This is a genomic window from Hugonella massiliensis (genome assembly GCA_001486445.1).
In the GTDB taxonomy this organism is placed as follows: domain Bacteria; phylum Actinomycetota; class Coriobacteriia; order Coriobacteriales; family Eggerthellaceae; genus Hugonella; species Hugonella massiliensis.
In genome coordinates this window covers 309,805-335,212 of sequence record LN908986.1, presented here as the reverse complement: position 1 = coordinate 335,212, position 25,408 = coordinate 309,805, and the positions used below count along the sequence as shown (strand labels likewise).

The following is a 25,408-nucleotide window of genomic DNA, read 5'->3' as shown; positions in this document are numbered from 1 at the left end:
TGCCACGCGGTCGCTAGGCGGGGCTGCCGTCGCCGAAGAGCAGCTCGTGCTCGGGGCCCGAAAGGGCGGCGCGGGCCTGGTCGCGCAGCTCGTTCATGCCGCTCAGGAACTGGCGGTACATCACCAGGGTCAGGTAGCGGCCCATCGGCGTGAGCGTGAGCTCGGCGTCGTTATCGGTCGCAAAGGCGCGGTTCAGGCGCAGGAAGGCGAGCTCGGTGGGCAGGGCCCGCTCGACGCTCTTGCCGAAACGCTTCTCGAAGGCGCGCTTGTCGAAGCGCAGGTGGTAGAGCTGGATGAGGAAGTCGTAGCATTCCAGGTCGTGGGCGGAAAGGTGCGCTTCGCCCATGAGCGGCATGCGGCCCTCGTCGATGGCCTCGTTGTACTCCTGGATGCTGAAGGTGTTCACGAAGAGGGTGCCGTCCAGGTGGGCGATCGACCCGCTGCCGATGGCCGGGTACTCTTCGTAGGCCACCGCGTATTCGTCGACCATGAGGTTCTCGTCTTCGGCTTGGCCGCTTGCGGGGTCGAGACGGTTGAAGGTCCACAGGGTGCAGCGTTCGAAGGCCGGGTCGCTGCCGCCGGTGAGCGCTTCGTCGACCATCTGGTAGTAGCGTTGCTCGCGGTCGTAGTCCATCTTGCCCAGGGTCTCTTCCATCTTGCGCGTGGTGGCATGCGACACGTAAAGCGGGGAAAAGGTGACCTGCTGGCAGTGGCACTGCTTGATCTTCGCGAGGTCGCGCTCGAGGATCTCTTCGGTCTGCGAAGGGAAGTTGAAGATCATGTCGACGTTGAGCGCGTCGAAATGGGGCGCGGCCGTGTCGATGAGCTCGAGAATCTCGTCGCCGCTGCCGTACTTCCAGTAGCGGTCCATCTGCTTGAGCAGGGTGTCGTCGAAGGACTGCACGCCCACCGACAGGCGCTGCACGCGGCCTTCCAACTGCTCGATGTATTCAGGCGCCAGATGGTTGGGGTTGGTCTCGCAGGAGACTTCCTTGATGTGGAAGGTGGCGCGGGCGTCGTCGATCGTTTGGATGAGCTCGTCCATCATGATCGTGGGCGTGCCGCCGCCGATGTAGATGCTCTCGAAGTCGTAGCCCAGGTCGGCGAGCATGTGCATCTCCTTGCGCATGTGCTCGAAGTAGGGGCGGGCTATTTCCTCATGGTAGGGGTAGCGGTTGAAGCTGCAATAGGGACACAGGCGGGCGCAGAAGGGAACATGCATATAGAGCATGTAGCGCATGCCGGGCTTGGGGCCGGGAACGCGGGTGCGGGTGGACGGGGCAAGCTCGAGCGTGCGAGCGGCGCGGTTGTGGACGATGCGCGAAAGCGCGCGTTCTGAAAGCATGGGTTGGTGAATCTCTCTCCGGTCGTTGGTTCTCCTGGAGGCATATCCTAGCCGTGTTCGACCACAAAGGCGAGAGATTGTGGGGAATGTGAGGCGAAAGTCCAAGCGGGTGTGACGCGGCGCCCAGGGAAGGGGCATCGCGGGCAGGGCGCCGCGTCAGCGGCCGGGTGCTTCGGCGTCGCGATGCGCAGCCGCTGCCGCCACGAGCCGCTCGAAGAGGCGGGCGTCTTCCGGATGGGCGGGCCAGAGGAATTCGGGATGCCACTGCACGCCCACCACGAAGGGGCGTTCGGACATTTCCACGGCTTCTATCACGCCGTCGGGCGCCTGGGCCGCCACGGCCAAGCCGCGTCCGGGCTCGCGCACGGCCTGGTGGTGGATACTGTTCACCCGAGTCTCGCTCGTACCCATGATCTGGGCCAGGTGCGAAGCGGGGTCGATGCGCACCTCGTGCACGGGGCGCGTGTAGGGCTTCTGCTGGGCGTGGTGGATGCTCGAATGGGGGAAGGCGTCGCCCAGGTCCTGCCAGAGCGTGCCGCCGCAGGCAACGTTGAGGGCCTGCATGCCGCGGCAGATGCCCAAGAGGGGCTTTCCGGAAGCCAGGATCTGCGGGATCAGGGTGAGCTCCATCGCGTCGCGCTGGGCGATCGTGCGCCCCAGGTGCATGCTGCGACGCTGGCCGTAGGTTTCGGGGGCGATGTCGTGGCCGCCGGGAACGATGAAGCCGTCGCAGCTTTCCACGATCTTGCGCAGAATGCGCGGGTTGTCGGTGAGGGGCAGCACCACGGGGAAACCGCCGGCCGCGAGCACGCCCTTGGTGTAGCCGCGCGAAAGTGACAGGCCGGAAAGCTCGAAGTCGTAGCGGGGGAGGATGCCGATGCGGGGCGCCCCCGTTTCGTCGGCTTTGGCGTGCACGGCTTCCTGGGCTTCCGGGCGCCGTGTGTCGGGGTCTTCGTAGGCGTCGGCGAGCGTGAAGCGGTTGGCGACCATTTCCGAAAGCGGCGCCAGGTAGGCGCGTTCGGCACCGCGGGCGGTATTGGTGGCGAGCAGGATGAGCTCGTCGGTCCAGAAGCCGGCGTTCGACCCGTACAGGTGGGCGGCGAAGCCTTCCGCGCGCACGGCTTCCACGGCGCGGGAACAGTCGTCTTCGGAGGGGTGGTCGAGCAGGGCGCCGATCACGACCCGGTTCTTGTTGCGGAAGAAGATCTGCTTGACCAAGGTCACGTAGGCGAGGGCGAAGTCGATCGGCAGGGCGTCGGCGCAGCGCAGGTCGACGGCGGGCGTGCCGCCAGGTTGGGCAGCGGCTCCGACGCACGCGTGCGCAAGGGCGCGCGGGGCGCCGGCCGGGCGCGGCGTGTTGTCGCCGAGCAGGGCTAAGACGGGCGCGAGGGCGCGCGCGAGGTCGACGAGATCGCGCGCGGGGACCGAGGGCACGCACAGGCGCAGGGCCAGCGCGGCGTCGGGGGAGCCCGCACCCGGGTAGGCGCCTAAGGCTACCAAGGAGAGGTCGGCAGCGGACAGGGCCGGATCGACGAGGTCGCGGAAGGCCAGATACGCCGCTTCAGCGCATTCCACGTTGCCGAATGCGCCAACCGTCAAGGTGAGGCGGCCTTCCCCGGGGGCCGACACCCGCATGCCGGCGCGTTCGACGAAGGGCGTCGCACCGGAAAGGTCGCTCGCGTCGAAGTCACCGGCGATGCTCGCGAGCAGGGCGCGGGCTTCGGGGCCCTTGGCGGGGGACCCGTCGGCGGCGTGCACGACCAAGTGGTCGAGCGAAAGGGAAATAGTGGCGCGCGGTGCTTGGGCTTCGGTCACGCGCGCGGCGAACCGAGGCGATTCATAGCTGCTTTGCGAACGTTGCATGTCGGGCATGGTATACCTTTCCCTGGTGTGTTCGCCCATTTTATCGCGTCTGCTATCATCGGTTCAGTTCTCAGGGCTCAGGAAACGAGGCGCGACGACATGCGAAAATTCGGTATGGTCATCTACTTCCTTGCGGTGGTGCTCCTGGTGGGCGCATGGGCCGGCTATTGGTTCGGCATCGACCCGGTGGCGAGCGCCCTCGATGCGGTGGGCAGCGAGGCCTGGTTCAACGTGGTCCTGCTCGCGCTGGTGGCTATCGTCGCATTTGGCAGCGTGCTTCTGCTGCTGCGGGCCCTCTGCACCCGCAGTAAAAGCTCCTACGAAGAGTCGTCCAACGAGTTCGGCAGCGTGCTGGTCTCGCGCGACACGATCGAGCAGACCGCCGAAGACGTGGTTATGCAGCACCCCGAAGTACGCAGCCTGAAGACCAAGGCGCGCTTGGTGAACCGCAAGAATCCCTATGCCGACATCACTGCGCGCGTGGCGCCCCGCGGTGTGATTCCTTTCGCGAGCGTGGCTCCCGTCATTCAAAGCGAGGTAAAAACGTCAGTGGAACACCTCACGGGCAATCGCGTGCGCAAGGTGGTCATCGACGTGCGCAAGAACCACAATCCCGACGACCTCATGTCGAGCGAGGAGGAGGCGGTCATGCAGAAGCGCATCGCTGCTTTCGCCGCCGGCGAGGCGCGGCCGATCGACGTGATTCCCTGTCCGGTCGATCGCAAGCTCGGGGCTGCCGATGAGGCGCCGGAAGAGAAGCCTGCAGAGGATGAGGCCCAAACCGCTGAAGAGCCGGTAGAGGCTGTGGCCGTCGAAGAGGATGTGGCTGACGAGAGGCCGGCTGATGCGACGGTGGAGTCGGCTGACGAGGTGGTGGATGCGCCCGCTGTCGCCCCTGTCGCGGGTCGCGTTCCACCTGCGGGGCGGGGCGCGTGCGCTTCGCTGGCGCCCCTGCTGCCGGGTTGCTCGTCCTGCGGGGCGGGGCGAGACGCTGCGCTGTCGCCCCTGGCGTCAGTTGCGTTCTGCTCGTGGGGTGGGGCGCGTGCATCTCGGCTCCCAGCTCGCGTTTCGCTCGCGTCCCCTCTTCAGAATCGCGCTCCCCATTGTTTGCGCCCATTACGCCAGGGGGGGAGTTTTGACGTAAATATGCCTAATTCGCGGTCTTCGACCTCTGCGGAAAGCATCTCTTTCCAATCAGAGGCGCCATTTATATACATATGATGCAAAACTGTACAAAAGTATGATTTTGACCAACCGCGGAAACGCGAATTAGGCATATTTACAACATTTTCGGCTCCACCGCGTTCAGACCCGTTCCTGCGTCGAAAAACGAAATGGTCGTCGTCATGGTCTGCCAATCAAGTTTTCGAGCTAATTTCCGGTGGTAGAGCAAAGAAAATGAACACACAACACCAAAACGTTGAGCAACATAGTCAGATTTCATAGATCGCAGCCGATATTCCTCGAAAACTCGATTGGCAAGCCATCTGCAAGCCTCTGGCGTTAGCGGGTGGCTTCGGCTCCCGGCTGCAGCCGTGGACGCCAACATGCATGTGCGATCTTCCGGCGTGAACGGCTGGCTTCGGGCGCGGGTCGCGGCTTCTTGCACGCGCACGGCGACCTGTAATTGGGCGAGGGGCTGTCGCCTTTAATGCGCGCCTCTTCCGTCAACGCCTGGTCAAAAGGAAAGGGCCCCCGCAGAGCCCTTTCCTTTTGGTATGTCGTTAGTCGTCGTTGCTCGATTTCGATGACGACGTGCTCGATGAACTGGTGGAGTCGTCCGACTTCGACGAGCTCGAATCGCTTGTCGTCGAAGAGCTCTTGTCGGGACCGCTGCTGACTACCACGCCGATTGTCGTGCCCGGTTTGGCGCTCTTCCCAGCGCTCGGGCTTTGGCGAATCACGTAACCCTTGGCGACAGTCGAGCTGCTTTCCGTGCTCGTCACCGAGAAGTTGAAGCCTGCAGAATCGGCCTGGTTTTCGGCGTCGCTCTGCGACAGACCCGTAAGGTCGGGGACGCTCTTCGATTCGGACCCGCTCGAGATGACGATCGTCACCTTGCTGCCTGCCTGCGCCTTCGCACCAGACTTGGGGTTCTGGCTGATCACGTTGCCCTTGGCAACGCTGTCGGAGGCTTGGGTGCTCGTGCTTACCGTGAAGCCGGCCGACTGCAGCGCCGACGTGGCTTGCGATTCGCTCATGCCGGTCACGTCGGGCACCGACGTGGTTTCGGGGCCGCTCGATAGGTGGAAGGTCACGGTCGAGTTGGCATCGACGGCCGTCCCAGAAGCGGGGTCTTGTTCGCAGACCTTGCCTTCGGCCACCGAGCTGGAGTGCTTGGGATCACCCTGCACGGCCGTCAGTCCCACCTTCTGCAGGGCGGCTTTGGCCTGGTCGGCGGTCATGCCCGACAGATCGGGCACCTGCACCTGGTCTTTGCCCTTCGATACGGTGAGGTTGACGGTGGTTCCCTGTGCGGCGGGGGTGCCCGCGGCCGGGTCGGTGCTCACGACGCTGCCGGACGGCACGTTCTGGTCGAAGACCTCGGTCGTGGTGCCCACCGTGTAGCCTGCCTGTTCGAGGGTCGCTTCGGCCTGTTCGAGGGTCTGGCCGGTCACGTTGGGGACGGTTCCCGCCTGGTTGCCGCCCAGGGCGAAGGCAAGGATGGCGATAACTGCGAGCGCGATAACCGCGAGCGCGATATAGAGGGGCTTGCGACTCTTCTGGGGCTCCTTCGTGTCGGAAGACCGGTAGGCCGTGTGCTGCTGCGGGGTATGCGCGGCGTCTCCGGCAACGGGCGGCATGACCGAGGTGCCTTCGACCATAGGGGGCATATAGCCGCCCATAACGTGGGTCGCGTCGTCGTTGACGTTCACCGGTCGTCCGGCCAAGAAGTCGTTCAAGGCGTTCTTCATGTCGTTGGCGGTGGCGAAGCGCTGGTGTGGGTCCTTCTCCATCGCGCGCATGATGATCGCTTCAAGGCCCGGGTCGATATCGGGCTTGATCTGGCTGGGCGGTACGGGCTGTTCCTGCACCTGCTTCATGGCGACCGACACGGCGTCGGGGCCGTCGAAGGGCAGCTTGCCCGTGGCGGCCTCGTACATGACCACGCCGAGCGAGTAGATGTCGGAAGCGGCGGTGAGCTCTTTACCCTGCGCCTGTTCCGGGGAAATGTAGTGGGCGGTGCCGAGCACCTGCGAGGTCTGCGACTTCACGGAATTCTTGGCGCGCGCGATGCCGAAGTCCATCACTTTGACGTTGCCGTCGGGCTGAACCATGATGTTCTGCGGCTTGATGTCCCGGTGGATGATGTCCTGGTTGTGGGCCACCGTAAGGGCCTTGCACACCTGGGCGCCGATTTCGGCCACCTTGCGCTGGTTGATCGCACCGCGCTGCTGGATAGCGGTCTTCAGGTCGCTGCCGCGCACGTATTCCATCACGATGTAGTAGGTGCCCTCGTCCTGGCCCCAGTCGTAGACGTTGACGATGTAGGGGCTCTGCAGGTTGGCGGCGCTTGCGGCCTCCTGGCGGAACCGGTGCGTGAATTCGGGATCGGCCGCGTATTGCGGCAGCATGATCTTCACGGCGACGAGGCGGCCGAGCACGCGGTCTTGGGCGCGGTACACTTCCGCCATGCCGCCGATGCCGATGCGCTCGGTGATCTGATAGCGGTTGTTGAACACGCGGCCTACCATGTTTCCGTTCACGTGGGAACTCCTTCAGAATGCACGCTGGTGCGGGTTGTGCGACACCAGCTCATTGTATTACATGCAACCTTGAGCGGTGAGTGCGGCCTTCAACACGCCGTTGGCGCGCGTGGCTGCGTTCGTGCCGGTATCGGATGCTTCTTCAAGCACGATCGCCACGACGACCTTGCAGTCGTCCGAGGGTCCCATGCCTACGAACCATGAATCGTCGTGGGCCTTGCCCGTTTGGGCGGTGCCCGTCTTGCCGGCGATGGAGACGCCGGAAATCTTGGCGCCCGTGCCGGTGCCTTCGGTAACGACGCCTTCGAGCACGTCGCGCACGCGCTTGGCGGTGTCGGTCGACATCGTGTTGGAAAGCGTCGTGGGCGACGTCGAGGAAATCTTGGCGCCGTCGGAGCCGTACACCGAATCGATGAGATAAGGCTGCTCGAGTGCGCCGTCGTTGGCGATGGCGGCGCCTACCATGGCCATCTGCAAGACGGTGGCCTGCGGACCGGCGGGGGAGGAGTGCTGACCTACAGGCTGGCCGCAGGCTGCCCAGGCGGTTTCCCACGTGGTCATCTCGCTTGGGTCGGGCATGAGCGATTTGGAAAGCGGCAGCTCGAAGAAGACGTCGCTGTTGAAGCCGTACTGCTCGGCCGATTTCACCAAGAGGTCGGGGCCGATCTGCTCGCCCAGCTGGCCGAACACGGTGTTGGCCGATTTTTCGGTGGCCGTGCGCAGCGAAATCGTGCCGTAGCCGGTGCTGTGGTAGTTGGTGACGGGCGCGTTGCCGATATCCATCGAGCTCGGAGCCGAAAAGCTCGTGTTCTCGCTCGCGATGTCGTTCTGCAGGGCCGTTGCCAGGGTGACCATCTTGAAGGTGGAACCCGGGGCGTAGAGGGCCTGGGTAGCGCGGTTGTACATGGCATCGGAGCTGCCGTTCCCCGACAGGATGGAATCGAAGTCGGAGGCGTTGTAGGTGGGCGCAGAGGCCAGGGCGAGGACGGCGCCCGTTTCGGGGTCGAGCACCACGCAGGCGCCCTTGTAGCCGTCGAGCGCTTCCTGGGCGGCTTTCTGCACCGAAGAATCGATTGTGAGGCGCACGTCGTTGCCGGACTGTTCGACGCCGGCGAAATCGTTGATCACATCGGTCCACGATGAGTAGCTGTTGGTGCCGGTGAGCTCGTCGTTTGCGGCCTTTTCGATTCCGGCGGTGCCGTATTTGGAAGAAGAGTAGCCCACCACGTGCGCGGCCAAGGGGCCCGCCGGGTAGACGCGCGTGTAGGTGCCGTCGCCGTTGGGCACGCTCTGCGCGAGCACCGTGCCGTCGGCCGTGTAGATGGTGCCGCGTTCGCGCGAGGCCTGCTTCTGGATGGTGTGGTTGTTGGTCGACAGGTTCTTGTAGGTGTCGGCGTTGACCACCATGAGCATCGTGAGGTTGGCGATGAGCACGGCAAAGAGGATCGAGATGAAGATCATCAGGTGGGTGAGGCGCTTGCCCAAGGCCACGCGGCCGAGGACGCTGGCCCCGCTGATCTGTGTGGTGGCGCCCGTCATCTCGGTTTCGACACCCGTGCCCGCATCGCCGGCGCGCAGCAGAATGCCCACGATGATGAAGGAGGCGAGCAGGGAGGAACCGCCCTGGCTCACGAAGGGCAGGGTGAGGCCCGTCAGCGGGATGAGGCGGGTGACGCCGCCCACGATGATGAAGGCCTGCAGGACGATCGCGGCGGTAAGGCCGCAGGAGATGAACGAGCTCACGTCGCTCTTGGCGCGCCCGGCGGTGACCATGCCGCGCACGGCGAAGCACACGTAGAGCAAGAGCAGGCCGGCAGCGCCCAACAGGCCGCCTTCTTCGGCGATGGCGGCGAAAATGTAGTCGGATTCGACGACGGGGATCTTATCGCACATGCCGTTTCCGATGCCCACGCCGAAGATGCCGCCGTCGGCCATGGAGTAGATGGCCTGGCAGAGCTGGTAGCCCGTGCCTGACGCGTCGGCGAAGGGGTCGAGCCAGGTGCTCACGCGCACCTGCACGTGCGAGAACATGCCCCACATGGCCACGGCGCCTATACCGGCGAGCAGGATGCCGGTGACGACGTAGGCCTTCTTGCCGGTAGCCACGTAGAGCATCGAAAGGAAGACGAAGAAGACGACGAGGGCGCTGCCCAGGTCCTTTTCGAACACGACGACGACGAGCGACAGGCCCCACATGAGCAGCATGGGCAGAAGCGCGCGCGGGTCGGGCAGGTGGAAGGGGCCCACTTTCCAGGTGAACACCGAAAGCATCTCGCGGTTGGCGGCCAGGTAGGAGGCCAGGAACATGACGATGAGGATCTTGGCGAGCTCGCCGGGCTGGAAGCTGAACGAGCCGATGCCCAGCCAGATGCGGCTGCCCGAAATCTCTTTGCCGATGCCCGGCAGCATGGGCGACAGCAGCAAGACGATGCCGAAGACCATGAGGGTGTACTTGTAGTTGGCCACGCGGTCGAGCTTGCGCAGGAAGATGAGCACAAGCACCATGCAGACCACGCTGGCGAGCAGCCAGAGGAACTGGCGCACGGCCATGTCGGGGTTCAGGCGCGTGATAAAGGCGATGCCGATGCCCGAAAGGGCGAAGGAGATGGGCAGAATCGCCGGGTCGGCGGCGGGTGCCCACTTGCGCACGGCCAGGTGGGCCGCTGCGAACGTGGCGAACATGCCCAGGGGCACGCCGAGCGTGTTGACGTCGATCGATTCGCCGTTGTTCAGGACGATCATCGCGTAGAGCAGGATGACAACCGGCGCTGCGATGAGCAGCAGGAGGAGTTCGGTGTTGCGTCGCGTCACTGGAGCGTACCTCCTTGCGAGCTGGATGCAGAGCTCGAGGACGAAGCGGCGGTAGCGGAAGAGGCGGCCGCAGACGGGCTGATTGCGGCCGCGTCGGTGTTCGCGTCGAGCTGTTCGGCTTCGGCGGTGGGCTTCTTACCGGCGGCGATGTCTTCTTCGTAGCCTTCAACCAGGCTGTTGGCGGCGTCGAGGCTGTCGGCGCGGATGACCCCTTCCTTCAGGCGGGTCGACACTCCGGGCTGCAGGTCGTCGACGTTGACGTCGGTGACGTGGTCGAGATGGGAAAGGCTGATGCCCAGCACGGTGTCGGGCACGCCTTGGTAGACGGCCACCTTGCCGTCTTGGTTGGCAAGGTAGGCGGTCGACTGCGTGTAGGTGTAAGCGCCGTAGCAGACGCCGAGGACGGTCGCGATGAGGGCGAGCACGATCACCACGGCCCATGCGCGGCCCTTGCGCTTGGTCTTCTTCACCTGGCGCTCGCGGTCGCCTTCCACGTCGACGACGATCACGGTCACGTTGTCGTGGCCGCCGGCGGCGATGGCTTCGTTGACCAGGATGCTGGCGCAACGCTGAGGGTCGCGGGTGCGGATGAGGATCTTTTCGATCTCGCTGTCTTCGAGCATCGTCGTGAGGCCGTCGGAGCACAGCAGCAGGCGGTCGCCGGCCGACACATTGATCTCGTAGAGGTCGGGCTGCATGTCGGGGTCGCTGCCCAGAGCGCGGGTGATGACCGACCGCTGGGGATGGACGCGCGCTTCTTCGGGGGTGATTTCACCGGCTTCGATCATGTCGGCCATCAGGCTGTGGTCGCGGGTGATCTGCTGGAGCGAGCCCTGGTGGAGCAGGTAGGCGCGCGAGTCGCCCACCTGGGCGATCGCGAGCTTGTCGCGTTCGAGCAGGGCGGCGGTCATCGTGGTACCCATGCCGTTGCGGCCCTTTTCCTGGGCGGCGTTGATCACGGCGTAGTTGGCGGTCATGACGGCGTTGCCCAGGCCTTCGGAGTCGACGGTCGTGGGGGCGTTTTCGGCAAGGGAGCGCACGGCTACCTCGCTGGCCACTTCGCCGGCGGCGTGGCCGCCCATGCCGTCGGCCACGGCGTAGAGCGGGGGCGCGACGACCAGGCTGTCCTCGTTGTGCTCGCGCACGCACCCGATGTCGGTGCGGCTGCCGAACATGCTGCCGGAATGCACTCGGTTAGCGCTGGGACGTGGCATTTATGCGAACCTCACTCGAATTGCGACGTCGCCGATGGTGACGACGTCTTTGTTGCGCAGAGCCGTGGGCTCGAAGATGCGCTGGCCGTTCACGAACGTGCCGTTGGTCGAGCCCAGATCCTCGATGAAGAGGTTCTGGCCCATAAGCGTGAAGCGCGCATGGCGGCCCGACACGTAACCGGCGCCAATCACGATGTCAGCGCCGGGGTTGCGGCCCACAATGACGGGGCCGTGCACGGCGATCTGCACGCCGCGCAGCTCTTTGGGCCCCTTTTCGACCGCGACGGTCCAGGACTTTTCCTTCTTGCGCTGGCCGCGTACCAGGCCGATCCCTGTCTTCATGATGGCGAACAGGAACAGGTAGAGCAGGGCTACGAACAAAAGTCGCGCTATGAGCAGGGTAACGTTGATCACGAAAGCATCCTCTGGTTGGCTTGCCCGCGCCGTGACGCGGACGGGCGCGGGCCGCGCCTCTTAGTTGTAGGTGAATCCCAGATCGGTCATGCCCACCGAGATGCGGTCGCCCTCGTTGAGCGAGCGCGTGGTGATGCGCTGGCCGTTGACGTAGGTGCCGTTGGTGGACCCCAGGTCGGTGATCGACCAGGCGCCGCTCTGCTCGAGGCGGAGCTCGGCGTGGCTGCGGCTGGCGTTGATGTCGTCGACGACCACGTCGCTTGCGCTGCTGCGGCCCATGATCATGCGGTTCTTGGTGAGCGCGTAGGAACGGCCCGTCGCCGTGTCGACCAGGCGCGCCTGCATCTGCGGGGGCACGGGCTGGGCGGCGTCGTCGGTGAAGAGCTGGGGGTTGGGCACGTTGCGGGCCGCGGGCGCGCCGGGTGCGCCCGCGGCACCGTCGAATCCGGCCTGCTGCTGGGCGAAGGGCTGCGAATTGCGCTGCCCGTAGGCGGTGCGGCCTTCGGCGCCGGGAACGAAGCCGGCGTCATCGCCGTCGTCCTGGTTGAAATCCTTGCTGTTGAAGGTGTATTCGCCGTAGTCGATCGAGCGGTCGATTTCGTTTTCGGGCACGTAAGGCAGGGGCTCGTTGTAGGACGGGCGGGCCGGCTGCGGGGCCTGCTGGGCGTGGGCGCCCATGGGCTGGGCGGCGTCGTCGGCGGGGTAGGTGTCGAAGGCGCCTTCCGCTTGGCCGGCGTAGCCCTGCTGACCGTATCCCTGCTGCGGGGCGAAACCCTGCTGTTGGGGAGCGCCGTAGGCCGGCTGCGGTTGGGGAGCGCCATAGGGCTGCTGCTGGGGCGCGAAGCCTTGGGGGGCGGCGAAACCCTGCTGCTGGGGGCCGCCGGCGCGGCGCTGCTGCGGGCGGCCGCTGGGGGCCAGGCCGTAGCGGGCCATTTCCTCTTGGCGCAGCTGCGCGATGATGGGGGCCGACACCATTTCGGCGATGATGTCGAACTTGCCGTGTTTCAGGTCGTCGTCGACGATGAAACGCACGAGCGGCTGGCCGTCCATGGTGAAGCCGTTTTCCTGCGCCTTGGCGGCCAGGTAGGTTTCGGTTTCACCGGCGAGCGTGGGGTAGTAGCCGAACAGGCGCTGGTCGTCGTCGGGGTTCACGAGCACGGTGTAGAGGGTGGGGGCGTACTGACGTCCCGCGCCCACCATCTTTTCGCGCTTCATGGCCTTTTCGGCTTTCTTGGATATCTGAACGGGCGAGATGGGCGCGTCGAAGATTTTGTCGGCGGCGCCTTCTATCCCGTCTTCCATGCCTCGTTCAAACCGCGAGAAAATGCCCATCAGTACTCCTTATACGTCGTGGAGATACGCGAAGTTATCCCAATACAACCTGCAATCTTGCCACAAATGGGCCTGTAGCAGGGGTTGTTTATCCAATCGCCACGAAAAACGAGCCGATGGCGCCGCCGCGCAGGGGAGCGGCGCGCGGAAGCGCTCCTTGCGCGCTGCGGGTGCGCGAAGGGCGCGACATGTGCGGGAGGAATCCGCGACCGAGGCGCGACGCGTGCGGGGGCGGCGCTCCGACGGTTCCGTCTGCGCGCGTCAGGCCTGCGCCACAGTCGCGTGCCAGGCCCGCAACTTCGCGGACGGCTCGGCCGAAAGGCGCGTGTATCATGAAAGAGAACCATCCCGAGGCGCTGCGAGCGCCCGCATACAGAAAGAAGGACCCATGTCGTTTCATGAAGTGCCGGCGGAGAGCCTGTCGTTCAACCCCTTCGAAAAGATTTCCAAAGAATGGATGCTCGTCACCGCGGGTACGCCCGCTGCGGCCAACACGATGACGGCAAGTTGGGGCGCCCTCGGCGTTTGGTGGGGCAAGCCGGCGGCGACCTGCTACATTCGCGAGACGCGCTACACCAAGGAGTTCGTCGACGCCAACGACTGCTTCACTCTGAGCTTTTTCGGCGACGGCTGCCGCGACGCCCTGAAGCTGTGCGGTTCCGTGTCAGGCCGCGACCGCGACAAGATCGCCGAAGCCGGGCTCACCCTTGCCTTCGAAGGCTGCGCTCCCTATTTCGAAGAGGCCCAGATGGTCTTCGTTTGCCGCAAGGCCCTGGCCCTTCCCATGCCCAAGGAGAGCTTCGTCGATGCGGACGCCTACGAGAACTGGTATTCGAAGGGCGCCTATGCGGATAACTTCCACACCATGTACATCGGGACGATCGAGAAGGTCTTGGTGCGCGACTAGTGGCTGACGACTCGAAGGCGCCTGCGCTGCGCGACGGGCGCCGCTACTTCTTCTTCGACATCGACGGCACGCTCGCTTGCGGGCCGCTCGGGCATCGGCAGGTGCCCGAAGGCACGCGCGACGCCCTTGCCCGCCTGCGTGCCCGCGGGCATTTCACCGCCATCGCCACGGGTCGCAGCCACGCGATGGCCATGCCCTTCTACACCGAGCAGGGCTTTCGCAACATGGTCTGCGACGGGGGCAACGGTGCGATCATCGACGGGGAGTTCCTAGGCGTCGAGCCGCTCGACCGCGCGGCCTGCATCGCTCTGCTCGAGGAATGCGACGCGAAGGGGTTCGCTTGGGCCGTCTCGCCCGACGATTCGGTGGTGCGTCTGGCGCCCGACACCCGCTTCGCCGCCTACATCGATGCGGGCTATATGGAAACGCGGGTGGTGCCGGGGCTCGATTTCCATGCTTTGCCCCAGTTCAACAAGGTCTATATCGCCTGCGTGGCCGAAGACGAGCCGCAGCTGGCGGCTCTGGCGGCGCTTCCCCACGCGCGTCAGACGACTCACTGTCTCTTCGTCGAACCGGTGGACAAGAAGCGGGGCATCCTGCGCATTATGGACCATCTGCAAGCGCCCCTGTCCCAGGTGGTCGTGTTTGGCGACGGCATGAACGACCTCACGATGTTCGACCCGCGGTGGACGTCGATTGCGATGGGCAATGCGCGCGCGGCGCTCAAGGCCAAGGCGACGTACGTGACGGCTGATGCCGACGACGACGGCATCCGAAAGGCCTGCGAGCATTTCGGATGGATTTAGGGTGCCGCCTTTCGCCGCGGTGTCTTCCATAAAAGAAGGGCGTTCCGACTGCGGCCGGAACGCCCTTTGTACGTCTAGGGGAGAAAGCGCTCTAGGCGATGATGCGCACGCGGCGCACGCCCTCGATGGCGGCCAAGTCGGCCCGGACGCCATCGTCGACGGGGGCGTCGGTATCGATGAGCGTGTAGGCGGCTTCGCCGCGGGAGGCGTTGGCCATGTTGGCGATGTTGGCGCCGGCCTCTGCCAGGATCGCGGTGATCTGGCCGACCATGTTCGGGACGTTGCCGTGCAGGACGGCGATGCGCCCGTTGCCTTCGGCGGGAACCCCGGCGCTGACGGCGGGGAAGTTCACCGAATTGGTGATGTTGCCGTTGTCGATGTAGTCCATGAGCTCGTTGGTGGCCATGATCGCGCAGTTGTCTTCGGCTTCGGCGGTCGAAGCGCCCAGGTGCGGCAGGACCAGGGTGTGTTCCATCTTCATGACCGTCGGGGTGGCGAAGTCGGTGATGTAGCGGGCGACGCGGCCTTCTGCCAGGGCGTCCGCCATCGCGTCCTCGTCGACCAGGGTATCGCGGGAGAAGTTCAGGAACACGGTGCCGGGCTGCATGGCGGCGACGGCCTCGGCGTTGATCATGCCCTTGGTGGAAGGCATCGCCGGGACGTGGATGGTGAGGTAGTCGCAGGTGCCGCACAGCTCGACCAGGTCGGTGACGTGGTGGACGGCGCTCGAGATGTTCCAGGCGGCCTTCACCGACACGTAGGGGTCGTAACCGTAAACGTCCATGCCCAGATCGACGGCGGCGTTGGCGACTTTGGCGCCGATCGCGCCCAGGCCGATCACGCCGAGCTTCTTGCCCAGGATCTCGCGGCCGGCGAACTGCTTCTTGGCCTTTTCGGCCTTCTTGGCGATGTCGGGGTCGTCAGCGTTGGCGCGCGTCCAATCGATGCCCTCGACGATGCCGCGGCTGCCCAGGAGCAGGGCGGCGATCGTGATTTCCTTCACCGCGTTGGCGTTGGCGCCCGGCGCGTTGAAGACCACGATGCCTTCGTCGGCGCAGCGCTCGAGCGGGATGTTGTTGACGCCGGCGCCGGCGCGGGCGATGGCGAGCAGGTTGTCGGAGAACTCCATGTCGTGCATTTTGGCGCTGCGCACCAGAATGCCGGTGGCCTGGTCCACGTCGTCGGTGAGCTGGTACTCGTCGGGCAGCAGGTTGGTGCCCTTGGTGGAAATGTTGTTCAGGCAGTGGATGTAGTTCATGAAGGCTCCTTCGCTCGCGCGGTTCGCGCTGCTCTCGCTGATTCGTTAATCCTTACTCTTTTGGTAGGAATTAGCAAGCAATCACCGGCAGCGGTCGCGGTGCGCGTGCGGGGCGGGGCGGGGCGCTCCGCACGCGTCTCTGGCTGCGGGCATGAAAAAAGCCACCCGAAGGTGGCTTGCATGCAAAATGGTGCGGGCGAAAGGACTTGAACCTTCATGAGATTGCTCTCATACGGACCTGAACCGTACGCGTCTGCCAATTCCGCCACGCCCGCAAAGCGCTTCGCTCGAATCTCATCGAACAGGCAAGGTGAAACAATACCTAATCCGCATATGAATTGCAAGAGGGAAATGTGAAAAAATGCCGACCAAAGGAGTCTCTGCTTTCGGTGCTGCGCCCGCGCCTTGCAAAGCGGCCCGCCCGATCCGTTCGCTCATGCTTTTTCGCTATCATGGGCGCTACCGATGAAAGGAGCAGCGGTGGCCCAGGCGCCCGAAGAGCTCATACTGGGGCGGTACCGCCCGATAGAGACGGCCGGCGAAGGCGGCTTCGGCACCGTCGTGGCGGCGTGGGACACGCGCATCCAGCGTCGCGTGGCCGTGAAGATCATGCCGGTCGACGGCCGCGCGCTCGACGCCGGCGCGAGCGGCCCCTCGTCGCTCCTTTCCGACGACGCGGCTCTCGATGCCGAACGCGTGCCCGGCCTCGCCGAAGCGCGCACGGCCGCCCTGCTGTCCGACCCGCACATCGCGGGCGTGCTCGATTTCGAAGTCCAAGGCGACTGCGCCTACCTCATCATGGAGTACGTCGACGGCCTTACGCTCTCGCAGCTCATGAGCCAGGCGTCCCCTGAAATCACGCCCGACGTCGTGGCGGCGGTTGTCCACGACGTGGCCCAGGCGCTCGAAGTGGCCCACGCCAACCAGGTCCTCCATCTCGACATCAAGCCCGACAACGTCCTCGTGAACCATCAGGGACAGGTGAAGGTGACCGATTTCGGCCTGGCCGAGCTATCGAGCGCCGCGGGCTACGCGCAAGCCGAAGGCGGCACGATCGGCTACATGCCCCTCGAGCAGATGCGCCGCGAGCCTCTCGACGAGCGTTGCGACGAGTGGGCCTTCGCGTCTCTCGTCTACGAGATGATCGCCGACGAGAACCCCTTCGTGGCGAAGAACCTCAAGCAAGCCGAACAAGCGATATGCAACGCCGAGCTCGTACTACCCAGCCTCTGCATGCCGGGCATTGACGCCCGCGCCGACGATGCGATCTTTCGCGCGCTCGACCCCGATCGCGACGAGCGCTTCGAGACGGTGGCCGACTTCGCCGACGCCCTGCAGCCCTGCTTGGGCAGTATCACGGCAGGGCGCGCGCAGCTGAAAGAACTCGTGCAGCGCATCTGCGCCGACGACGAAGAAGAGCCCGAAGCGGAACGTCCCCATCGCTTCCGCTCGGCACCCGTGCCCCCGGCGGAAGCGGTCGTGCGCCTGTGGTGTGCTGCGTCGGCCGGCATCCTCTCTGCGGCATGCGCGCCGGCGATCGCCGCCCTGCCCGGCGCCCCCGTGTGGCTGGCTCCTGCTCTTGCCGCCGCGGCGACGATCCTCGCCCTGTTCGTTCCCCATGCGGGCGCCCTCGGCGCGACGGCGCTCTTGGGCGTGGCCCTCTTTGCCGACGGGTCGCCGCTTGCGGGGTCGGTCATGCTCGGGGCGGCTGCGGTGTGGTGGTATTTTTCGGGGCGTTACGGCATCGTGCAGGCGGCTTCGGCGCTTGGCGTCGTCGTTCCCGGCCTTGCGGGCGCCTCCTGCTTTGCGGCTCTGGCCAGCGGATATGCCTTGCGTGCCAAATACGCGGCGGCCAACGCGGCCTTTTCCTTCCTTGTCGCGCTCATGCTGGCGGGGCTTTCGGCGTCGCCTTGGGGGTTCTGGCGCATGGGCGCCCACGGCGTCGACGTCAATGCCGCCCTGGCGGGTCTTGTCGGAAGGCCCGGCACCTGGATTGCCCTGGCCGCCTGGGTGCTTGTCGCTCTCGTGTTTTCGGGCTCCTGCGCGCGCCGCTCGCGCGTGGCCGGTGCGGCGGGGGCCCTGGCGGCGGGGGCCCTGCTCGCCTGTGCCGTCGTGCCCGACTGGGCGGTCGGCGGCTTTCAGGGCCTGCCGACCTACGAGGCCGGCTTCGTGCCCGTCCTCGCGGCGACCGCGGTGGCCGTCCTCGCCTCAGCGCTCTTCGTGCCCGCGCGCCAACCCCTCTACGAAGACGAAATCGCCCAAGACCTGCGCCAACTGGGCGACGGCTCCGGCGCGTAGGCGTCGCCCCGCCCGATTGGCCTTTCGCACCCGCGCGCAAAAAGCGGGCGCCGCAGCGCCCGCTTCCCTTCCCTGTGCGCTTGTCGTTTCGCCTTGCGCCCTAGTCCTCGAGATTCAGGTCGAGCAGGTCGGAAATCTTGCCCAGCAGGGGCTCGAAGCTCACGCCGCGGTTCTGGAAATCGGGCTGGTGGGCGGTGACCTTCATCGCGTCGACTACGAAGTCGCTCGCAAAGCGGGTCGCGCACGCCAGGTCCTTGCCGGCCATGACGGCGGCGAGCAAGGCCGACGCGAACAGGTCGCCCGTGCCGTGCAGCTTGTAGGGCAGAAGTTCGTTGGTCGTTTCGGTGAAGTCGACCGATTCGCCTTCGATGTAGTTGTGGATCGTGCCGTCGCCGTGCTCGATGCCCTTGAGCACCACGTTCTTGGCGCCCTTTTCACGAAGGCCGTCGATCATGCGGTGCACGGTGCCGGTGTCGATGTCGGCGCCCGGCCAGTCGATGCCCAAGATGATCGAGGCTTCGGTCAGGTTGGGGGTGAGGATGTCGGCCCCGTTGGCGAGCTCGGCCATGGCCTGGCAGAGCTCGGGTGTGTAGGTGGGGTAGACCTTGCCGTTGTCGGCCATGACCGGGTCGACCACGCGCAGGGCCTTGGGGTAGGTTTCGTAGACGCTCTTGATGATGTCCACCTGCTCGGGCGCCCCCAGGAATCCGGAGTACACCGCGTCGATGTCCACCCCGATGCCCTTCCAGGCTTCCAGGTAGTCATGCAGGATGCCGGTGGTGTCGTGCATGTACCAGCCGGGGAAGGCGGTATGGCTGCTGAAGAGGCCCGTGGGCACGGGGCACACGTCGCAGCCGGCCGCGGAAAGGACGGGGATGGCTACGCCCAGCGAGCATTTTCCGTATCCGCACAGGTCGTGGATGGCGGCGATGCGGGGGATATAGGCACCCTCGCGCTTGTACAGTGGTTCCATATGAGCTCCCTTGAATGCAGGTTCGATGGCCCAGGCGGCCCGTCGTTTCGCACCACTCTAGCACCATCGCGGGAAACCGATGGAAAAGGTCGAGAAAACCTAGTAAATTGCAAGGGATTTTTCGCGAGCGGGAACGCGGGCCCTGCGAGAGGGGCGGAAGGCGTGCAGAAGGCGCGGCGTTCTGGGGCCAGGCCCCATCGGCTGTCCGGCCGACGCTATCGCTCAGCGTTGGGGATACGCCATCGCCAACCTGAAGACGGGCGCACCGTCGTGCCTGGCTTCCACGCGGGCGCCCGCGCCGTCTTCGCGCCAGGAGAGCGCGAGCGCCTCGCCCGGGGCCGCCTCGCCTTCGAAATCGATGTCCACGGCGATGGGACGCACGCCGTTCAGGGGGCCGGCCAGCCGGTCTTCGGCAAGGTCGAGGGCGCGCGCGTTGTTCAGGTGGCCGTTGAGGTCGCAGGCGGAATAGGGCACGACGACCTCGGCTTGCCCGCCGTCGGCCACGCCGGCCAGGGCCCCCGGCAGGGGGATTGCGGGCCCGTGAGGTACGCCGTCGACGTGGACGCCGGCGTGTGCGGGGAAGACCATCTTTCGGGTGCGGGCGCTCATGAGCAGCCAGAGGGCGGACGACCGGGCGAGCTCGCGCCCTTTTGCGTCGCGCACGAGGGCGAAGCGGGGGAAGAGCACGTGCTGCATGGGTCCCGGCCAGGCTTCCACTTCGATGCACTCGTCGTAGCGCGGCCACCGCGCGACTTCGATGTGTTGGCGGGCGACGACCCACAGGATGCCGGCGTCGAGCGTCTTGCGCCGGCCCATCCCCACCTGCTCGGTGTGGGCGATCGCCGCTTCCTGAACGAGCTCGAGCAGGCGCGACGTCCGCAGGACGCGGTGCATGTCGACGTCGTCGGCGCGCAGGAGGTAGCGCCTGCGGTAGACGCCGTCCTCGTAGGCGGCCGGGCCCAGCGCGCTCGTCATCGCGCATCGCCCGTGCGGGCGCCGTCTGCGTGGGCCACGATTGCGCGCGCCACGTCGTCGAGCGTGCGTAGGCTGCCCCATTCCTCGTCGGGCACGGTAGCGCCGAACTCGCCTTCGAGTTTGGTGAGCACCAAGATGAAGCCCATCGAATCGACGTTGCCTTCATCGGCGAGCACCGTGTCGTCCTCGATGCGGTCGGGATAGGCGTCGGGCAGCTGTTCGGCGATGATCTCGCGCGCCCGCTGCTTCACTTCTTCTTCGGTAACCATTGTTCCAATTCCTCCTGAATGGTCCAGCGGCGCACGTCGCCTGCGGCGGTGCGGGGGAGCGCATGCCCCAGCAGAACCGTGCGCGCAATGTGCGATTCGCGCGGGTAGCGGGCAAGAGCCGGGGCAAGTTCGCGTTCGATGTCTGCGGCGGCGGCTCCCGGGTGATGGGCGAGCGTCCCGCAGGCGAGCACGGGTTGCCCGGCGTAGGCAACCACGGCCACGTCCTCTTTGCCGAGCGCTCGCTTCAGGGCGCTTTCGTATTCGGGGATGAAGAGCTTGGTCCCGTTGGCAAGGACCACTACGTCTTTCAGCCGGCCGAGCACGTGCAGGCGCCCCGATGCGTCGATGCGGCCCGCATCGCCCGTGGCGAACCAGCCGTCGGCGGCCGGTGCCGTCTCCGGCTGGCCGTAGTAACCCTGCATGAGGCTCCCCGGCGCGCGCACGATGACCTCGCCGCCGCGTCCGATGCGCACCCGGGTGCGCGGGCAGGGGGTCATCGCGTTCGGGTCGTCGCCGAGCGACAGGGCCACGCCCGAACTCGTTTCGGTGAGCCCGTAGCCGGCGCACAGGCGAATGCCGCGTGCGTGCAGGTCGCGGCGCAGTTCCGGCAGGCAGGGCGCCGCGCCAGCGAGCACGAGCCGCACGCTGGGCCCCAGGGCGTCGCAGGCGAGCGCCCATTTGGCGAGCGTGGGCACGAGCGCCACGGCCGTCGGCTCGAACAGGGCGAAGTCGTCGGCGAAGTGACGTACGCCCCGCCCGAACGCCACCGGGCAGCCGCATTGCATGCCCCAGAGCACGCCGCAGACGAATCCGAAGACGTGCGAGAGGGGCAGGGCGGCGAGCAGGCGGTCGCTTTTGGAAAGCGGCAGCATCGAGGCGCCGCGCCAGGCGCTCGCCATGAGGCTTGCGTCCGTGAGCGTCACCGCCTTGGCCCGTGCGGTGGTCCCGCTCGTGAAGAAGAGGATCTGCCGGGGCTTCACGCGCTCGGGAGCGGCGCCCGAGCGCAATGCGCCCTCGAGCGCCGCGCGCCGGCGTGCGGGCGCCCAGAGGGCGTCGGCATCGCAGGCGGCGATCAAGACCCGGGCTTGCTCGTCGCTCTCGAACGGGTCGATCAGGGCACACTGCAGGCCGGCGATGACGCAGGCGAAGGCCTCTGCCAGGCAGTCGATCCCGCCGGTCGCGATCAGGGCCTCGCAGGCGGCGCCCGTTGCCGCAAGCTCGCGCGCCCGCGTGGCAACGCGGTCGCCGAAGGCGCGCCAGGTAACGGCCCGTGCCTGCCCTCCGTGCTCGACGAGCAGGCAGGTCGCTTCGGGGTCGTCGCCCGTGCGCGTCGCCAGCAGGTCTGCGAATCCTTCGAATGCGTCCATGGCCCTCACCCGATCGCCCACGGGCGGCGCGCATGCCGCCCGTGGGCATTTGCCCTACTTGAAGAAACGATCCACGAGCTCGCGGCTGTATTCGGCCGTTTCGTCCATGTCGCCGAAGCTCATGATCTCGCCGGCGTAGTAGGTGTCGTAGGCGCCCTGCATGGCTTCCACCTCGTCGTACCATCCCGACGCGTAGTCGGCGCTGTTCAGGTGCGGGAAGTAGTACCATTTGCCCTCGTCGATCACCTTGTCGGCCGGGTTGCCCATCGTCTCGAGGTCGGCGAGCACCTGCTTCTGGGTTGCGCGGTAGTCAAGCTCGGGTGCGCCTTCGTGCTTGCGCAGGGTGTAGGTCACGTAGGGCTGGTCGATCGTGTCGTGCCAACGGCGGTAGTACACCATCAGATGGCCCAGGCGCTCAGGCGTCATGTTCTCCATGATGTAGTAGGAGATCTCGGGCGCGTCCTCGGGCTTGGTGAGGAAGGCCATCGTGTCGTAGCGCTCGTAGTCGATCTTCTCGAAGTGCTCCTTCTCGTCGGGGCGGATGTCGGCGTACTCACCGAAGTACTGCAGCGGTGCGGTCACGATGAGCTTGTCGAACTCGTGCTCCTCGCCGTTCACGGTGATCTTCACCACGCCGTCGACGCGCTCGACTTTGCTGATGTCGGAATGGAGCAGGGCCGGATGCTCGATCGCATCGTTCAGGTGCTCCCAAATCGATTGGGTGCCGTCCTTCCACGTCCACAGGTTCACCTTCACGAAGTTCATCGTGGTTTGGAAGTCGAGGTACTTCAGCACGTAAGCCGCCGGAATCTCGTCGAAGTAGCCGTAGCCGAACGAGGTGAAGGGGCCGATCCAGATGTCCTGGCACAGCTCGACGCCGTTCTTCTCGCAGAAGTCCTTGAAGGGCAGGGCGAGGTCCTTCAGGTTCTCGTTCTCGCCTTCGATGTGCGGGCGGTCGGGCGTGACGGCGTAGCCGTCGTAGCGGCCTTGCGCCACGCCGCGGTGGCCGTTCACGTCATAGCCCTTGTATTTGGTCTCAAGCAGCTCGCCGAGTTTCTTCACCTGCGAGCGCATCTTCAGAAGGCGCGGCGCATGCAGGGGGTTGTGGGGGTTGAAGGGGTCGACGACCTTGCCCTCGAGGTTCTTGTAGTTGCGGTTGAGCTTGGGGCCGTCGTGGGTGATGCCGCAGAACTTCTCGACGTCGTGCACGGCGTAGTAGCTCGGCACGCCCATGATCGCGCCCATCTCGTAGCGGCGGCCGTTGTAGGCGGGGGAGTGGCATTTGCCTCCCACCCAGCCGTTGCGCTCGTAGATGGTGTAGTTGTGGAAGCCCGCCTGCTGCAGGTACATGCCGGCCGAAAGGCCCGCCGGGCCGCCTCTGATGATGGCGATGCGCGTGTTCTTATCCATGACAATCTCTCCTCACATTGCCTTAGGTTGTGGGCGTCTTCGCACAGCCGCCCGTATTCGATTCTTTGCGGTTCAGGGTGTCGCCCGGCCTATTGCAAGGCGGCGAGCTCCTCTTCGAGCGCGGCGATCTTGGCCTGCGCGGCGGCCTGCTGCTTGGCGGCCTTGCGCTTTACGTCCTCGATGGCGCGCGGGATGCGTTCGCGGTAGTAGTCTTCGTCGACGTCCCAGGGGCTCGCGACGGGCGGCCAGGCCGGGTCGGCCATGCGGGCGGGGCGCACTTCGTTGACGGCAGGGTTGGCGCGGCCTTCCCTAATCTGGGGGCAGTCGGTCGCGTCCTGCACCTCGTCGGGCGCGAAGTGATAGGCGCCGAAGATCTTGCGGTAGGTCTTCACGTGCTTGTGCACGGGCATGGTGCCTTCGGCGCAGCGTTTGGTGTATTCCATCTGCCAACGCTGCATGGCGGTGCCGCACATGTAGATGGCGCGCTTCAAGGCGAAGCGCGTGACCGGGTCCTTGGTACCGTAGTACTTCCAGTGGCACAAGAAGCGGGTCTTTCCGCCTTTCAGGGGCACGAAGTACCAGCCCCAGATGAAGTTCATGTCATCGCACTTGCCGCCGGCGATCGCGTAGGCGCCGCGCGCCCGCGGGGGATGCTTGATGTCGGAAAAGCTCATGATGTACTTGTCGGCCACGACGTCGGTGGCTTCGCAGCCCATGCCCGAACGGTCCCAGTCCATGAAGTCGCCCGGCATGAAGGAGTCGGGCATCTGCCATTCATCGCACAGCTCGTAGCGGTTGTAAATCGACAGATGGCCGAACCAGCGCTCGAGCCACTCGCTCGAAAGCGAGCCCGACTTGGTGCCGCCCCACTGGTAGATCCACGGGTACACGTCTTCGACCGGGCGGTCAATGGTAATGGCTGACGTGACGGTTTCCACCAAGTCGGGGTCGAAACGGTCCATGAGCTCGTCGCCGGGATAGACGACGTTCTGCTCTTCGGCGGGGGCGTAGTACTTCTTGCCCCAGGCGTAGACGATCCGACAGCCGATGAGCACGGCGATTGCCAGGATGATGAGAATCGCCAAGATAATTCCGATGACTTTCAGCACTGCGAACAACGCGGACACTGAAACCACCTCCCTGTCTCTCCTCGGGATGTTGTGGAACCATCGGTATGCGCATATCTGAAGTTCTCTCCGTGCCACAAGAATAACAACGGAAGTGTGACAGAAGGCGGCACGAAGCCGTGAACGTGAGCCTTTGCGTCACAAGAGTGCGAAGATGTGATGTGATGGGCGCGGTGAGGGTCGCTAAAGTTTTACATGAGCTGGTGAAACATGCATAAGGATTTTATGTGTGGCCGTCTATTGTGCTCAGTGCTTCACGTAATACCTTACACTGTCATGTAAAGACCGAAAACCAATGTGCTAGATTTACCGCACACCCGTAAATGGTGGGGAAGCCAACAACCGAATGTCCATTTGATTGGGGATCGATGGATTTTGCTGCAAATCTCAAACGAGCGATGGCCGATCGCAAAATGACGCAGGCCGACCTCGCGCGAGCGACGGGCCTGAGCACGGCTCAGGTGGCCAGTTTGGTCAATGCGAAAACGAAAGACCCGCGTCTGTCCACGGTGACCAAAATCGCCGCAGCGCTCAACTGCTCTTCCGCGGAGCTTGCCGGGGAAGCGGCTTCGCGCGTTTCCAACGCCTATGCGCCCGTCGACCCGGCGGACGAGGTGGGGCGCGTGCGCACTGCCGGCGAGGCGAAGATGTCGACGGCGCCCTTCTCGCCAATCGAGGTAGCCCTGTCCACCAGCATGAAGGAACTGGTGCGCGAACGCGACTTCGACGAGGTGTCGGTTACGCAGATTTGCGAAGAGGCGGGCGTGAGCAGGCGCACCTTCTACCGGCATTTCCTCGACAAGTACGATCTGATGAACCGCACCTTCTATCATGACCTCTGCGTTGCGGTGCCCCATCACGACGATTGGGTCTGCTGGGACTACATGCCCGAGCTCTGCCGCACGTTCGAGCGCGACCGGGCCTACTACCGCAACGCCTATCGCGTAAGCGGGCTCAACTCCTTCCGCGAGTTCGCCACGGCGCGCATGTATCCGCTGCTTGAACACGACCTGGCGGGCTGCCCGGTGAACCGCCACGCGCGCGAGGCTTTTATCGTGCAGTTCTTCAATATGGTCTACGACAACGTGCAGGACTGGATCTGCAACAAGCCGACGGTCACAGCCGATGAATTCGCGCGCGACCTGCGCTATCACGCCAAGGTGTTCTGCACGGTGCTGGCCGAAACGGCAGCGCGGGACCCAAAGGAGTAGCGGGACGCCGGGGCGGGCGGGCGCGGGGGCGCCGGCTCGCGCGCATCCCGCGTCGAAGCGCGCTGACGGGTCGCGCCGATGGGTCGGGGGTGGCGTCACCTCATGCCCGGGCCGCCCGACC

19 protein-coding genes and 1 tRNA gene are annotated in these 25,408 nt (G+C 65.3%); 5 read left to right on the top strand and 15 right to left on the bottom strand.

Annotated elements, in window-relative coordinates; genetic code table 11:
• Nucleotides 1-13: 13 nt before the first annotated feature.
• On the bottom strand, nucleotides 14-1,483 hold the full coding sequence (locus BN3270_RS03935; protein WP_271711919.1) for a coproporphyrinogen III oxidase family protein: 1,470 nt from the start codon (nucleotides 1,481-1,483) through the stop codon (nucleotides 14-16).
• A gap of 18 nt (nucleotides 1,484-1,501) precedes the next feature.
• A complete protein-coding gene (locus BN3270_RS09650; protein ID WP_058985872.1) occupies nucleotides 1,502-3,217 on the bottom strand; it encodes a gamma-glutamyl-gamma-aminobutyrate hydrolase family protein in 1,716 nt (571 codons plus the stop codon).
• Between the two features lie 90 nt (nucleotides 3,218-3,307).
• Here BN3270_RS09650 and amaP point away from each other — a divergent pair, with 90 nt between their 5' ends.
• Nucleotides 3,308-4,429: an alkaline shock response membrane anchor protein AmaP gene (gene amaP / locus BN3270_RS03925; RefSeq protein WP_058985871.1), complete on the top strand. Its 1,122-nt coding sequence runs from the start codon at nucleotides 3,308-3,310 to the stop codon at nucleotides 4,427-4,429.
• Between the two features lie 503 nt (nucleotides 4,430-4,932).
• Here the strand turns inward: amaP and pknB are convergent.
• From pknB to BN3270_RS03900, 5 genes are all read right to left on the bottom strand, one after another.
• Nucleotides 4,933-6,903 carry a Stk1 family PASTA domain-containing Ser/Thr kinase gene (gene pknB, locus BN3270_RS03920; RefSeq protein WP_058986787.1) on the bottom strand — a complete coding sequence of 657 codons (1,971 nt, stop codon included), beginning with the start codon at nucleotides 6,901-6,903 and terminating at the stop codon, nucleotides 4,933-4,935.
• Between the two features lie 69 nt (nucleotides 6,904-6,972).
• Nucleotides 6,973-9,726 (bottom strand): FtsW/RodA/SpoVE family cell cycle protein, encoded by a 2,754-nt coding sequence (locus tag BN3270_RS03915; RefSeq protein WP_058985870.1) that lies wholly within the window; start codon nucleotides 9,724-9,726, stop codon nucleotides 6,973-6,975.
• A complete protein-coding gene (locus tag BN3270_RS03910; RefSeq protein WP_058985869.1) occupies nucleotides 9,723-10,940 on the bottom strand; it encodes a Stp1/IreP family PP2C-type Ser/Thr phosphatase in 1,218 nt (405 codons plus the stop codon). Before BN3270_RS03910 ends, BN3270_RS03915 begins: the two co-directional genes overlap by 4 nt.
• Entirely contained in the window at nucleotides 10,941-11,354 is a 414-nt protein-coding gene (locus tag BN3270_RS03905; protein ID WP_058985868.1) for an FHA domain-containing protein, read from the bottom strand.
• 60 nt (nucleotides 11,355-11,414) lie between these two features.
• The gene (locus BN3270_RS03900) at nucleotides 11,415-12,686 is read right to left on the bottom strand and encodes an FhaA domain-containing protein (RefSeq protein WP_058985867.1); all 1,272 of its coding nucleotides are present in this window, start codon (nucleotides 12,684-12,686) and stop codon (nucleotides 11,415-11,417) included.
• Between the two features lie 388 nt (nucleotides 12,687-13,074).
• On the opposite strand from BN3270_RS03900, the gene BN3270_RS03895 reads away from it, so the two are divergent.
• Nucleotides 13,075-13,593, top strand: coding sequence for a flavin reductase (locus BN3270_RS03895; protein WP_058985866.1), 519 nt, complete (start codon nucleotides 13,075-13,077; stop codon nucleotides 13,591-13,593).
• Entirely contained in the window at nucleotides 13,593-14,399 is an 807-nt protein-coding gene (locus BN3270_RS03890; protein ID WP_271711918.1) for an HAD hydrolase family protein, read from the top strand. The genes BN3270_RS03895 and BN3270_RS03890 overlap by 1 nt, the downstream gene beginning before the upstream one ends.
• 91 nt (nucleotides 14,400-14,490) lie before the next feature.
• Here BN3270_RS03890 and BN3270_RS03885 read toward each other — a convergent pair whose 3' ends face one another.
• On the bottom strand, nucleotides 14,491-15,657 hold the full coding sequence (locus BN3270_RS03885; RefSeq protein ID WP_058985865.1) for a phosphoglycerate dehydrogenase: 1,167 nt from the start codon (nucleotides 15,655-15,657) through the stop codon (nucleotides 14,491-14,493).
• Nucleotides 15,658-15,845: 188 nt separating this feature from the next.
• A tRNA-Leu gene (locus BN3270_RS03880) sits at nucleotides 15,846-15,932 on the bottom strand.
• A 205-nt stretch (nucleotides 15,933-16,137) separates the two neighbouring features.
• On the opposite strand from BN3270_RS03880, the gene BN3270_RS03875 reads away from it, so the two are divergent.
• A complete protein-coding gene (locus BN3270_RS03875) occupies nucleotides 16,138-17,955 on the top strand; it encodes a serine/threonine-protein kinase (protein ID WP_058985864.1) in 1,818 nt (605 codons plus the stop codon).
• Between the two features lie 100 nt (nucleotides 17,956-18,055).
• Here the strand turns inward: BN3270_RS03875 and BN3270_RS03870 are convergent, their stop codons facing one another.
• The 6 genes from BN3270_RS03870 to BN3270_RS03845 form a co-directional block, all read right to left on the bottom strand.
• Entirely contained in the window at nucleotides 18,056-18,928 is an 873-nt protein-coding gene (locus tag BN3270_RS03870; protein WP_058985863.1) for a pyridoxamine kinase, read from the bottom strand.
• Nucleotides 18,929-19,150: 222 nt separating this feature from the next.
• Nucleotides 19,151-19,903: an acyl-[acyl-carrier-protein] thioesterase gene (locus tag BN3270_RS03865; RefSeq protein WP_058985862.1), complete on the bottom strand. Its 753-nt coding sequence runs from the start codon at nucleotides 19,901-19,903 to the stop codon at nucleotides 19,151-19,153.
• Entirely contained in the window at nucleotides 19,900-20,172 is a 273-nt protein-coding gene (locus BN3270_RS03860) for an acyl carrier protein (RefSeq protein WP_058985861.1), read from the bottom strand. Before BN3270_RS03860 ends, BN3270_RS03865 begins: the two co-directional genes overlap by 4 nt.
• A complete protein-coding gene (locus tag BN3270_RS03855) occupies nucleotides 20,151-21,539 on the bottom strand; it encodes a class I adenylate-forming enzyme family protein (RefSeq protein WP_058985860.1) in 1,389 nt (462 codons plus the stop codon). The genes BN3270_RS03860 and BN3270_RS03855 overlap by 22 nt, the downstream gene beginning before the upstream one ends.
• A 54-nt stretch (nucleotides 21,540-21,593) precedes the next feature.
• The gene (locus tag BN3270_RS03850) at nucleotides 21,594-22,949 is read right to left on the bottom strand and encodes an FAD-dependent oxidoreductase (RefSeq protein WP_058985859.1); all 1,356 of its coding nucleotides are present in this window, start codon (nucleotides 22,947-22,949) and stop codon (nucleotides 21,594-21,596) included.
• 89 nt (nucleotides 22,950-23,038) lie between these two features.
• Nucleotides 23,039-24,076, bottom strand: coding sequence for a hypothetical protein (locus BN3270_RS03845; RefSeq protein ID WP_058985858.1), 1,038 nt, complete (start codon nucleotides 24,074-24,076; stop codon nucleotides 23,039-23,041).
• A gap of 323 nt (nucleotides 24,077-24,399) precedes the next feature.
• Between BN3270_RS03845 and BN3270_RS03840 the strand changes: the two genes are divergently transcribed.
• Nucleotides 24,400-25,287: a helix-turn-helix domain-containing protein gene (locus BN3270_RS03840; protein WP_082673330.1), complete on the top strand. Its 888-nt coding sequence runs from the start codon at nucleotides 24,400-24,402 to the stop codon at nucleotides 25,285-25,287.
• Nucleotides 25,288-25,408 lie beyond the last annotated feature (121 nt).